Genomic DNA, 12015 nt, shown 5'->3' on the forward strand with positions numbered 1-12015 from the left:
CCGCTTCGGGGGCCATCGGCCTGCCCAACGTGCCCTGTTCGTACCCGGGTTGTGATCCTTCGGAGCTACGGGGGTGAGGCGCGCGCCCGTACGGTTGATCCGGTCGCGCCGCCGGTGCGCGGCAGCGGAGGGGGGCCGCTCGGCATGCAGTATCCGCCGTACCCGAAAACGTCCGAGGGGGGTCCGCCGCTCTTTCCCGGGCGCCGGATGGGTGGCATGACGATCGCCCTGATCACCGTGGGCGGGCTGATCGCCCTGGCGGCGGTGGGCGGGCTCGTCGTCATGATCCTGTTCGCCCACGCGTACGGCGAGGTCCACGCGGACATGCGGTACCCGTACGACGATGTCACCGTCACCTCCTGCCGGATGGACGAGGAGACGCGCCGCCCCGTGGCGGGGGTGCGGATCACGAGTGAGGCGGCGCGGCGCGGGACGTACACCGTGCACCTCGTCTTCCGGGACCGTGCGGCCGGGAGCGGGAAGGACGCGGCCGCCGGGAAGCGCACCCTGGTCGTGGAGGACCTGGCGGTCGGCGCCACGGTGTCGGAGAGGGTCGTCGGGCCCACCGCGATGCTGGGGCCCCCGGAGTGCGAGGCCGACGACGTGACGTTCCAGTCGACGGCGGGTGCCGCGACGGTGTCGCCGGAACCGTCCGCGCCCTGAGCCCTGCGCCCCGGCGGCCCGCGCCGCCACTCGGCCGCCGATGCGGCGTGTCCTGGATGGGCTGACCAAGCGTCATGTCCCATTTTCTTATGCTTTTTCATGCGCAAATATGAACGGTTGCTCCACGTTCCGGCCGTGGCGGCCACCGCCTGTGCGGGAACGGCGCTGGGGCTCCTGCTGACCACCGCCTCCGGTGTGGCCCAGTCCGCCGGCCCCACCTCCGACGCCGCCCCCGCCGCCTCCTCGTCGGCCCGGGCGCTCGGCGAGTCCGTGCTGCTGGACGAGACCTTCACCGGCACCTCGGTCGCCGACCCCGGCTTCGTCCCCCTGGACACATGGGTGGCACCCGGTCCACGCGCCTCCGCGGTGCGTGGACCGGGGCCGTCAGTGGGCGCCGACCGGCGTTCGGGCGTCGGCCGCGAGCGCCTCGGTGTGGGCGTCCATGCGCTCGGCCGAGAGGATCGCGACCGCCGTGTCGGCGCGCGAGGCCGCCACCACCAGGGCCCGGCCCGCGAGGGCGTGGGCGCGGCGGTGGAGGACGGGTGCGGGGGCGTCGCTGAGTCCGGCGTGCCGGACGGGCGGGGCGCCGCGCAGCCTGGCGACCTGCCCGGCGATGCGGTCGCCCGCCTCGCCGAGACCCAGCTCGTCGGTGACCGCGAGCAGGGCGGCCAGGTGTCCGGCGAGCTGGATGTCCAGCTCCTCCTCGCGGGTGCGGTGCGGGAAGTCGCCGGCGTGGTCGGCCGGTGTGTGGACCGATTTGGTGCGGATCGGTTCGTACATGGATGGCCTCCTGGTGGTGCTGTGGGGACCATCCTAGCTTGGATTCAGTCTAAATTTGTTCGTCTTCGAGAAAAGCTTGAGCGCGGATCCGCTAGACCTGGCCGTAGCCGTCCAGGAAGTGGGCGATCCGGCCGATCGCGTCCGTCAGATCCTCGGTCGAGGGCAGTGTCACCACGCGGAAGTGGTCGGGATCCGGCCAGTTGAACCCGGTGCCCTGCACCACCATGATCTTCTCGGCCCGCAGCAGGTCCAGGACCATCTGCCGGTCGTCCTTGATCTTGTAGACCTTGGGGTCGAGCCGGGGGAAGAGGTACAGCGCGCCCTTCGGCTTCACGCAGGTCACGCCCGGGATCCGCGTCAGCAGGTCGTACGCGACGTCGCGCTGCTCCAGGATGCGGCCGCCGGGCAGCACCAGGTCGTTGATCGACTGCCGCCCGCCGAGCGCGGTGGCCACCGCGTGCTGCGAGGGCATGTTGGCGCAGAGCCGCATGTTGGCCAGGATCGTCAGCCCCTCGATGTACGAGGAGGCGTGCGCCTTGGGGCCGCAGACGGCCATCCAGCCGGAGCGGTAGCCGGCGACCCGGTAGTTCTTCGACAGCCCGTTGAAGGTGAGGACCATCAGGTCCGGGGCGATCGTCGCGGTGGGGGTGTGCGTGGCGCCGTCGTACAGGATGCGGTCGTAGATCTCGTCGGAGCAGACGACCAGATTGTGCCGCCGGGCGATCTCCGTGAGGGCGCGCAGCATCTCGTCGTCGTAGACGGCGCCCGTCGGGTTGTTCGGGTTGATGATCACCATCGCCTTGGTGCGGTCGGTGATCTTCCGCTCGATGTCGGCGAGGTCCGGCATCCAGTCCGCCTGCTCGTCGCAGCGGTAGTGCACGGCCGTGCCGCCCGCCAGCGAGACAGAGGCCGTCCACAGCGGGTAGTCCGGGGCCGGGACCAGCACCTCGTCCCCGTCGTCGAGGAGCGCCTGCATCGACATCTGGATCAGCTCCGAGACGCCGTTGCCGAGGTAGATGTCCTCGACGTCCAGATCGATGCCCTTGGTCTGGTAGTGCTGCATCACCGCCCGGCGCGCGGACAGCAGCCCCTTCGCGTCGCCGTAGCCGTGCGCCCCGGCGAGGTTGCGCAGGATGTCCTCGAGGATCTCGGGCGGGCACTCGAAGCCGAACGCGGCGGGGTTGCCGGTGTTCAGCTTGAGGATGCGATGCCCGGCCGCCTCCAGCCGCATCGCCTCCTCGAGCACGGGGCCGCGGATCTCGTAGCAGACGTTGGCGAGCTTCGTGGACTGGATGACCTGCATGTCAGCGAGCTTACGACTGTGTTTCACGGCCCGCCCGGGCTTTCGCCGCAGGTTGGTCCGGCCGGGCGCCGGTACGGCTCCGCGCGGGCTTTCATCGCCATGCGCCCGCCTCCCGCGAACCGTGGGAACGCCGGTCACGGGAGGCCCGGGGCTTGGAATGGGGTGGCGCGGCGGTGTGACGCACCGGAACGGGTGACATACGCCACGGAGTGGTGTGCGCCGGGGCTCACCCGGGAAACCGCACGCCCTCCGGCAGGCGCAGCGCGAAGTCCTCCGCCAGGACGCGCGCCACCTCGTCGGCGTCCGCCAGCTCCCGCTCGCGCCGGGCGCCGCCGTCGTGCGGCGTCACCACGAGGGTGCGGCCGGAGAGCGACAGGTGGGCGTCCCCGGTGGTGCGCTGTACGTACAGCAGCCGGGAGAACGGCGAGCGCGGGTTGGTCGCGATGTGCCAGTTGATGACCTCGTAGTCCGGCGCCTCGAAGGGCTCCCGGGTGAACGCGTACTGCCCCGCCCACGCCCCGTCGCGCGTCCGGGCCCGCAACTCCCACAGGTCCAGCGGCCCGTCGTGCGGCAGCCGGACGAGGCGGTGGTGGCGCGGGGAGTCGCGCAGCTCCGCGTCCGGGACCAGCGCGATGGGCTCCAGCAGCGCGCCGGACCCGCCGAAGCCGACGTCCGCGAGGTACGGGTCCGGCTCGCCCGCCACCCGGACCTCCATCAGCATGTGGGTGCGCGGCCGGACGTCACCGGGGGCCGCGCCCAGCACCACGCGGGCGGCGAGCAGGGTGACGCCGAAGCCGAGGACCCGGAGCGCGGCGGCGAACAGGGTGTTCTGCTCGTAGCAGTAGCCGCCGCGCCCGCCCCGTACGAGCTTCGCCTCCAGGTCGGGCAGGGCGAGCGAGGGCACGGTGCCCAGGAGCGGGTCCAGATTCTCGAACGGGATGCCCAGCGCGTGCGCCCGGTGCACGGAACGCAGCACGTCCGCGGTGGGGCGGCGCTCCCCGTCGTACCCGATCCGGGCGAGATAGGCGTCGAGGTCGAGGGCGTGGGCGGCGTCGCGAGTCATGTCCCCGACGGTATGCGGGGGTGGCCGTCCGGCGCCTCCGCCCCGGGGCGGGGCGGTCCTGGTCCGCCGGTCCTGGTCCTCCCGTACCTCTGAAGTAGCTCAACAGCCGGATGCGCCGGGGTGCTCCGGGGGAGGGTCGGAACATGATCGGAAACGGGAAGAAGGACCTGGCCGTGATCGTGGTGCGGGACGCGGAGGCCGTGGCCGTCGCGCTGCGCGAGGAGCTGGCGCGGGCCTCGGACGCGGACCGCCCCGGCCTGGAGCGTGCCCTCGCGCTGGCCGAGGCGCAGACCGGGGTCCCGGACGCGGAGCTGCGCGGGCGCTGGGCCGCGCGGCGGATCACGGCGGGCGGATACGACGGGCCGCTCGACGCGGTGGCGGCGGTCAAGGCGCTGCGGCAGGCCGAGCCGGGGCTGAGCCTGCGGCAGGCCGTGCAGCTGTCGCGGGAGGCGGCGGCGAAACCCTAGCCCGGCCGACGTTGTCCCCCGTGCGAGCTACGCGCAGGTGTCCCCTCAGCGGTGACGCTTTCGGCGCCGGACGTTCATAGCGTTCAGGGGCAGCCGCGGCAGGTCGCCGCGGGCGTCGAAGGGGGACTCATGAGAGTGGTGTGGCAGCTTCTCGCCGTCGTGGCGGTCTGGGCGATCGGCGGTCAGTGCGTCAGCGCGGTGGACGGCAATCCGTGGCTCACGCTCGTGACCGGCCTGGTGACGGCGGTGCTCGCCGTCGTCGTCTACCGGTGGGTGGTGGGGCGCACCGAGCGCCGCCCGGTCACCGAGCTGGCCCGGGAGGGCGCGTCGGCGGCCCTGGGGCGCGGCGCGCTCATCGGGGCGGTGCTGTTCACGGCGGTCATCGCGAACCTCGCCCTCCTCGGGGACTACGAGGTGGACGGCCTGGGGTCGGTCACGGGAGCGGTCGGGTTCGTCGGCTTCATGGCCGCTGCCGCCGTCACCGAGGAAGTGGTCTTCCGCGGCGTGCTGTTCCGGATCGTCGAGGAGCGCGCCGGGACCTGGATCGCGCTGACGTCGACCGGGTTGCTGTTCGGGCTGATGCACCTGGCCAACCCGGACGCGAACCTGTGGGGCGCGCTCGCCATCGCGATCGAGGCGGGCGGCATGCTCGGCGCCGCGTACGCAGCCACCCGCAGCCTGTGGCTGCCCATCGGCCTGCACTTCGCGTGGAACTTCGCCGCCGCGGGCATCTTCAGCTCGGAGGTCTCGGGCAACGGCGCCTCCCAGGGCCTCCTGGACTCGACGGCCACCGGCTCCGAGCTGGTCACCGGCGGCGACTTCGGACCGGAAGCGAGTGTGTACTCGGTGGTCTTCGGGGTGATCGTGACGCTCGCGTTCCTGTGGCTGGCCCGCCGGCGCGGCCATCTGGCGCCGCGTGCCGGACGGCGCGCCGCCCAGGCCCCGGCCGCCACTACAGTGCCCCGGTGATCAGTCTTCGCGAAGTACCGGCCGGGTGGCGGCGGTTGGACACCGCCGTCCGGCGGTCGGAGCGGTGGCAGCGGCTCGACCCCGTCGTCCGCGACCTGCCGTTCGGGCTGCTGCTCCTGGCCATGTCGCTCGTTCCCGCCCTGCACCGGCACGGGACGGCACTCGGCGCCGTGGCGGAGCGTCCGTTCGACGCTCTGGCCGCGGTGGCCGCCGTACTGGAGAGCCTGTCACTGGCCCTGCGGCGGCGGTGGCCGGTGATCTGCCTGGCCCTCGTCTCGCTGGGCTTCGCCGTCGACCAGCTGGGCGGCTACCACATGGTGGCCGGGACCGCGCTGCCCTTCGCGGTGCTGAGCGCGGGGGCCCATCTGGACCGCCACCGCCGAGCCGTCGCGCTCGCCCTGACCGCCGCCTACCTGCCGCTGGCCTTCGCCCTGCACCGGTACGGCACGGAGCCGGTGGACGAGTTCCTGACGTTCTACCTGGCGCTGGCCCTCGCCTGGGGCTTCGGAGCCTGGCTGCGCGCCACCCGGGCCGCCGAGGCCGACCGGCGGATCCGGGTCGCGGAGGAGAGCCGTAACGCCGAACGGGCCCGGATCGCCCGGGAGTTGCACGATGTGGTGACCCATCACGTGACGGCGATGATCGTCCAGGCCGAGGCGGCCCGCTATCTGACCGCCGCGCCCGACCGGCTCGACGGCGCCCTGAGCAGCGTCACCGACACCGGGCGGCGGGCCGTCAACGACCTGCGCCACCTGCTCGACCTGCTCGACCCGGGCCACGGCGCCGGGGCCCGGGAGCCGTCCGCCGGCCGCATCCGGGGCCTGGTCGAGCAGGCGCGGCGGGCGGGACAGGACGTGGACTTCAGCGAGGAGGGCGCCCCCGCCGAGTCCGCCGGGAGCGCCGATCTCGTGGCCTACCGGGTGGTCCAGGAGGCGCTGACGAACGCCCTCAAGCATGCCCACGGCGGCCGGACTTCGGTGCGCGTGCGGCACGGCGGCAGAGAGATCACGGTGGAGGTCGGCACGGACGGCTCCGGGGCGCGCGCCGCGGTGCCCCCGGGCAGCGGGCGGGGGCTGGCCGGGCTGCGCGAGCGGGTCGGCGTCCTCGGCGGCGAGTTCCGCGCGGAGCCCGGTCCGGACGGCGGGTTCGTCGTGCGGGCCCGCATACCCTCGGGGAGCGCGTCGTGACCGCACCGGCCCGCGTCCTCGTCTGCGACGACCAGGTGCTCGTCCGCACCGGCCTCGCCACGATCATCGATGCCCAGCCGGACCTGGAGGTGGTGGGCGAGTGCGGGGACGGGCGTACCGCCGTCGAGCTGGCCGGGCGGCTGCGCCCGGACGTCGTGGTGATGGACATCCGGATGCCCGAGCTCGACGGCATCGAAGCGACCCGGCTGCTGGCCGGGGCGGGCGTGGAGCGGCCCGCCAAGGTGCTCGTGGTGACCACCTTCAACCTGGACGAATACGTGTACGAGGCGCTGCGCGCCGGGGCGAGCGGGTTCCTGCTCAAGGACGCCCCGCCCGCGCAGCTGCTGCACGGCATCCGGACCGTGCACACGGGCCAGGCGCTGATCGACCCGGAGGTGACGCGCCGGCTGGTCGGCCGCTACGCCGCCCGGATCCGTCCCACCGGGGACACCTCCGCCGACATCCCGCTGACCCCGCGCGAACTGGAGGTGCTGCGGCTCCTCGCGGACGGCTTCTCCAACAGCGAGATCGCGGCCGCGCTCGTGATCAGCCAGGAGACCGTGAAGACGTTCGTCTCGCGCATCCTCGCCAAGCTCGGGCTCCGCGACCGCGTCCAGGCGGTCGTCTACGCGTACCGGCACGGCCTGGTGACCTGACCTGAACGCGCGGCCGGAATCCGCCCCTTGTGCGCCCCCTCTTCGTACGCCAGCATGCGCATGTCAAACCGAAGGAACTTCGGTCGCAGAGGCCAGTCGTGCTCTGTTCAGTCGTAAGAGGGGACCCCCACATGAAAAAGCCTCTCGTCGGTGCACTCTTCGCGGTGCTGCTCCTCGGAGCGGGCATCGCACCCGCGACCGCGGCCACGAGCCACGGCGCGGCACCGGCAGGTCACACCGCGGTCAAGGCCGAGAAGGAGATACAGGCCAAGGCGGTCAACTTCGCCGGGACCGTGGCGCTCAGCAACTGCTCCGGCTCGGTCGTCCGCACGCCCTCCTCGCAGCCGGGCGACCCCGCCCTCGTGCTGTCGAACGGGCACTGCCTGGAGACCGGCTTCCCGGCCCCCGGCGCGGTCGTGTTCAACCGCTCGTCCACCCGCAGCTTCACCCTGCTCAACGCGTCCGGCAGCGGAGTCGGCACGGTCCGGGCGAGCAAGATCGCGTACGGGACGATGACGGACACCGACATCTCGGTGTACCAGCTCACCTCCACGTACGCGCAGATCGAGAGCCGCTACGGAATCAAGGCGCTGGAGCTCAGCACCACGCACCCCGTCGCGGGCACCGCGATCACCGTCGCGTCCGGGTACTGGAAGCGCCTGTACAGCTGCAACGTGGACGGCTTCGTCTACCGCCTCAAGGAGGGGAACTGGACCTGGAAGGACTCGGTCCGCTACACCTCCGCCTGCCAGACCATCGGCGGCACCTCCGGCTCGCCCGTGATCGACAACGCGACCGGCAAGGTGGTCGCCGTCAACAACACCGGCAACGAGGACGGCCAGCGCTGCACGGACAACAACCCGTGCGAGGTCGATGAGAGCGGGCAGGTGACGGTCCGCCAGGGCATCAACTACGCCCAGGAGACCTACGGCATCGCCGCGTGCATCGGCACCGGCAACGTCTTCGACCTGAATCGTGCGGGGTGCACGCTGCCCAAGCCGTGATCCGTCGTACGTGAGAAGGGGCGGGGCCGCCGTGGCCCCGCCCCTTCCTCGCACCCCACCCGCTCAGATCTTGCGCCACCGCGCGTTGGCGAGGGAGAACAGGCCGAAGGCGACCAGGCCGACGGCTATGAGGCCCAGCAGCCACGGGCCGGCCGGGGTCGCGCTGAAGGACCGCAGGGTGTCGTCCATGCCCTTGGCCTCGCCTGACCGCGCCTTCACCGCCGCCGACACGGCGAAACCTCCGGCGACCGCGAAGACGAGCCCCCGGCTGACACCGCCGAAGATCCCGGTGATGTCCACGGCCCGCCGCTCGACGGGGGACATGTCCTCCATCCGCAGGTGCTTGTGGAACTTCCGCAGCGCCGCACGGCCCGCGATCCACAGGCCCGCGCAGGCGATGCCCACACCGGCCGCGCCCACCAGCCAGCGCCCACCGGGCAGATCCAGCACCCGGGCGGTGACGTCCTGGGAGCGGGCATCGCTCTTGCCGCTGCCGCTGCCCTTGTCACTGGCCGCGAACGACAGGACCGAGTAGGCGACGAAGCCGTAGAAGACGGCCCGGCCGCCGGAGGCCAGCCGCTTGGTCGCCTTGTCCCCGTCCGGGCCCGCCGCGCCGAACGCCGCTTCGGACAGCCGCCACAGGGCCATGCCCACGAGCGCGATGCCCAGGACCCACAGCAGGACGTGGCCGAAGGGCTTCTGCGCGATCTCCGCGAGGGCCCCGCCCCGGTCCGCCTGTTTGCCGCCGCCGCCCTTGCCGTCGCTGTCGCCGCCGTTGAACGCGATGCGCAGGGCGAGGAAGCCGACGAGGAAGTAGATGACCCCGCGTGCCACGAACCCCGCACGGCCGGCCGCCTCCACAGCTGTGCTGTTTCCCGCCTGCCGGGCCTTTCCCTGGCCCTTCGAGGCTGTCGCAGAGATATTCATGTCAGCCGGTTGCCCTGGCGGCGGCCGGGGAAACTACACTCCGCCCGCCGCCGAGCGCACCGACCGCCCCGCCAGCACCTGGGTGCGCCTGCCGTCCTCGATCACGAAGCGGCCGTCGATCAGCACGTGCGGGATGCCGGCCGGCAGGACGCGCGGTTCCTCGAACGTCGAGCCCGCCGCCACCGTCGCCGGGTCGAAGAGCACCAGGTCGGCGCGGTAGCCCTCGCGTACGAGACCCCGGTCGGGGAGGCGCAGGCGGGCCGCCGGGCGGGCGGTGAGGTGGGCGACGCACTCCTCCAGGGAGAGGATGCCCAGCTCGCGTGCGTAACGGCCCAGGTAGTGGGGAAAGGTGCCGTACGCGCGGGGGTGCGGCTTGTCGCCCTGGAGGATGCCGTCGCTGCCGCCCGTGTGCACGCGGTGGCGCATGATCTGCCGGACGTTCTCCTCATGGCCGACGTGCTGGAGGATCGTCGTCCCGAGCCTGTCCTCCACCAGCAGCCGCCGCGCGGTCACCCAGGGCTCCTCGCCCCGCAGGGCCGCCGACTCGGCGACCGTACGCCCGACATATCCGGCAAGGTCCGGTGTGCCGGTGCCGGAGATCTCGATGGTGTCCCACTCGATCGGGACCCCGTGGCAGCCGTCCGACCCCACGATCTCCAGGTCGTGGCGGATGCGGGCGGCCGTGTCCGCGTCGGCGAGCCGGGCCAGGACCGCCTCCGGGCCGCCCTCGCTCGCCCAGCTGGGCAGCATCGCGACGAGGGTCGTGCAGCCGGGGGTGTACGGGTAGGTGTCGAGGGAGATGTCGGCGCCCGCGTCCAGCGCGTCGTCCAGGAGGGCGAGGAGGTCGGGGGCGCGGCCCTCGTTGACCCCGAAGTTCATGGTCGCGTGGGCCAGATGCAGGGAACAGCCCGCGCTGCGGGTGAGCCGCACCATCTCCTCGTACGCCTCCAGCGCGCCCGCCCCGTACGAGCGGTGGTGCGGGCAGTAGTAGCCGTTGTGAGCGGCCACCACCCTGCACAGCTCGGTGAGTTCGGCGTCGTCCGCGTACATGCCGGGGGTGTAGGTGAGGCCCGAGGACATGCCGACCGCGCCCTCGCGCATGCCTTGGTCAACGAGTTGGCGCATCCGGTCCAGTTCGGCGTCGGTCGCGGGGCGGTCGTCCCAGCCCACCGCGTACATCCGGACCGTGCCCTGCGGGATGAGGTAGGCGGCGTTGACCGCGATGCCCTGGCGGTCGAGGCGGTCCAGGTAGCCGCCGACGGTCCGCCAGTCGAAGTCGATGTCCTCGCCGTCGCCGTTCCACCCGGAGATGGAGCGGCGGACCTGGGCGAGCGTGCGGTCGTCCACGGGGGCGTACGACAGGCCGTCCTGGCCGAGGACCTCCAGCGTGACGCCCTGGGCGGCCTTCGCGCTGTGGTCCGGGTCGCGGAGCAGCGCGAGGTCGCTGTGGGCGTGCATGTCGATGAAGCCGGGGGAGAGGGCGAGGCCGTCGGCGTCCAGGACGCGGGTCCCGGTGGGGCGGGGGCCGGGGGAGTCCTCGCGGTGGATCTCCGCGACGCGGCCGTCGGTGACGGCCACGTCGGCGCGGTAGGAGGGGGTGGCGGTGCCGTCTATGACGGTCGCGTCGCGGATGACGAGGTCCATGCGGCCTGGCCTTTCTCGGAGGGCTTGGCCCGGATCAGAAGAACGTGCGGACGAAGTCCGTGACCGTGCCGTCCGCCTCCACGAGCGGGATCAGCTGCCACTTGTCGAAGCTCGTGCAGGGGTGGGACAGGCCCATCCCCACCCAGTCCCCGACCTCAAGGCGCGCGCCCTCGTCCGTGCGGACCCAGGTGTGCTGGTCGGACAGGCCGGTCACGGTGATGCCCTCGGCCGGACGCACCGAGCCGTCCCGGCCCGAGCGGACCACCTGTGCCTCGGGCAGGTCCAGGTCGTAGGCCGCGTCCCGCTTGCCCGCGTTCAGGAACGCCTGCCCGGCGGACGGGCGCGACACCACCTGCGCCCACAGCCGGAACGCGGGCTGCAGGGCGCCCTCCTCCGGGACGCGGTTGAACGGGGTGAGGTGGCGGTAGTGGCCGTCGTCGTGCGAGACGTACGCCCCCGAGCGCAGCAGCTTCAGTACGGGCGCGGAGAGCTCCGGGATCCCGGCGAACACGTCCGCCACCGCGTCGAACCACGCACTGCCGCCCGCGCTGATCACGATGCGCTCACCGGCCCCCAGCGCGCCGAAGCGGCCCGCCGCGTCGAAGTCCGCCGCCAGGGCGACGAGCCTGCGCAGCCAGGCCCGGACCCGGTCGCCGTCCGCGTCCGGCACCTCGCCCTCGTAACCGGCCACGCCGACCAGGCGGAGGGCCGCCGCCTCCGCCACCGTGTCCGCCACGGCCGCGCAGTCCGCCTCGGTCCGGGCGCCGGTGCGCGCGCCCTCGCCCGCGCCCAGCTCCACGACGACGTCGACCGGGCGGGAGGCGCCCGCCGCGCGCAGGGCCTCGTCCATCAGCTCGACCCCGCGCACGGAGTCCACGTAACAGACGAAGGCGAAGTCCGGGTCGGCGTCCAGCTCGCCCGCCAGCCAGCGCAGCGCGGCGGCGTCGACCAGCTCGTTGGCGAGGAAGATCCGGCCGATCCCGAACGCGCGGTAGACCCGCGCCTGGTGGGGGACGGCGGCCGTGATGCCCCACGCGCCGTGCTCCAGCTGGCGGGCGAAGAGCTGCGGGGACATCGACGTCTTGCCGTGCGGGGCGAAGGCGAGGCCGTGGCGTTCCGCGTACGTCTCCAGGAGCGCGAGGTTGTGCTCGACCGACTCGGCGGACAGGGCGAGGACGGGGGTCGTGAACCCGCCGCCGAAGAGGTTGCGGCGCTCGGCCGCCAGGGCGCCGACGGTCAGGCCCTCGGCGTCGGGCGGGAGGCCCTTGAACCGGTGGTCGACCGGTTCGTCGGCGAGAGCGGTCACGTCGTGCGCGGCGGCCATGGGGTCTCCTCGGTCCGGGTCCGGTCAG

Annotated in this window: 12 protein-coding genes; 6 read left to right on the forward strand and 6 right to left on the reverse strand. The window is 73.0% G+C overall.

The features are described from left to right. The first annotated feature begins 216 nt into the window (after positions 1–216). The gene (locus OHS17_RS21410) at positions 217–663 is read left to right on the forward strand and encodes a hypothetical protein (protein ID WP_330313472.1); all 447 of its coding nucleotides are present in this window, start codon (positions 217–219) and stop codon (positions 661–663) included. A gap of 384 nt (positions 664–1047) precedes the next feature. On the opposite strand, the gene OHS17_RS21415 is transcribed toward OHS17_RS21410, so the two are convergent. The 3 genes from OHS17_RS21415 to OHS17_RS21425 all read right to left on the reverse strand — a co-directional run bounded on the left by OHS17_RS21415 (position 1048) and on the right by OHS17_RS21425 (position 3809). Further along, complete coding sequence (locus tag OHS17_RS21415; RefSeq protein ID WP_018100994.1) at positions 1048–1443, reverse strand: SCO4983 family protein; 396 nt, start codon at positions 1441–1443, stop codon at positions 1048–1050. 91 nt (positions 1444–1534) lie between these two features. Then, a complete protein-coding gene (locus OHS17_RS21420) occupies positions 1535–2746 on the reverse strand; it encodes a pyridoxal phosphate-dependent aminotransferase (protein ID WP_330313473.1) in 1212 nt (403 codons plus the stop codon). A gap of 226 nt (positions 2747–2972) precedes the next feature. Continuing rightward, positions 2973–3809 (reverse strand): arylamine N-acetyltransferase family protein, encoded by an 837-nt coding sequence (locus OHS17_RS21425; protein ID WP_330313474.1) that lies wholly within the window; start codon positions 3807–3809, stop codon positions 2973–2975. 143 nt (positions 3810–3952) lie between these two features. Between OHS17_RS21425 and OHS17_RS21430 the strand changes: the two genes are divergently transcribed. From OHS17_RS21430 to OHS17_RS21450, 5 genes are all read left to right on the forward strand, one after another. Further along, positions 3953–4276: a hypothetical protein gene (locus OHS17_RS21430; RefSeq protein ID WP_330313475.1), complete on the forward strand. Its 324-nt coding sequence runs from the start codon at positions 3953–3955 to the stop codon at positions 4274–4276. Positions 4277–4405: 129 nt separating this feature from the next. Continuing rightward, on the forward strand, positions 4406–5245 hold the full coding sequence (locus tag OHS17_RS21435) for a CPBP family intramembrane glutamic endopeptidase (RefSeq protein ID WP_330313476.1): 840 nt from the start codon (positions 4406–4408) through the stop codon (positions 5243–5245). 35 nt (positions 5246–5280) lie between these two features. Then, a complete protein-coding gene (locus tag OHS17_RS21440) occupies positions 5281–6432 on the forward strand; it encodes a sensor histidine kinase (RefSeq protein ID WP_330315317.1) in 1152 nt (383 codons plus the stop codon). Then, a complete protein-coding gene (locus tag OHS17_RS21445) occupies positions 6429–7088 on the forward strand; it encodes a response regulator transcription factor (protein WP_330313477.1) in 660 nt (219 codons plus the stop codon). The genes OHS17_RS21440 and OHS17_RS21445 overlap by 4 nt, the downstream gene beginning before the upstream one ends. A 131-nt stretch (positions 7089–7219) precedes the next feature. After that, positions 7220–8092 (forward strand): S1 family peptidase, encoded by an 873-nt coding sequence (locus OHS17_RS21450; RefSeq protein ID WP_330313478.1) that lies wholly within the window; start codon positions 7220–7222, stop codon positions 8090–8092. 63 nt (positions 8093–8155) lie between these two features. On the opposite strand, the gene OHS17_RS21455 is transcribed toward OHS17_RS21450, so the two are convergent. Genes OHS17_RS21455 through OHS17_RS21465 form a run of 3 tightly spaced genes read right to left on the reverse strand, consistent with a single transcriptional unit; the run spans position 8156 to position 11987 of the window. Beyond that, positions 8156–9019 (reverse strand): DUF1206 domain-containing protein, encoded by an 864-nt coding sequence (locus tag OHS17_RS21455; RefSeq protein WP_330313479.1) that lies wholly within the window; start codon positions 9017–9019, stop codon positions 8156–8158. 33 nt (positions 9020–9052) lie between these two features. Continuing rightward, positions 9053–10663, reverse strand: coding sequence for an N-acyl-D-amino-acid deacylase family protein (locus OHS17_RS21460; protein WP_330313480.1), 1611 nt, complete (start codon positions 10661–10663; stop codon positions 9053–9055). 34 nt (positions 10664–10697) lie between these two features. Next, complete coding sequence (locus OHS17_RS21465) at positions 10698–11987, reverse strand: amino acid deaminase (RefSeq protein ID WP_330313481.1); 1290 nt, start codon at positions 11985–11987, stop codon at positions 10698–10700. Between the last annotated feature and the right edge of the window lie 28 nt (positions 11988–12015).

The sequence above is a fragment of the Streptomyces sp. NBC_00523 genome (assembly GCF_036346615.1).
Taxonomy (GTDB): Bacteria; Actinomycetota; Actinomycetes; order Streptomycetales; family Streptomycetaceae; genus Streptomyces.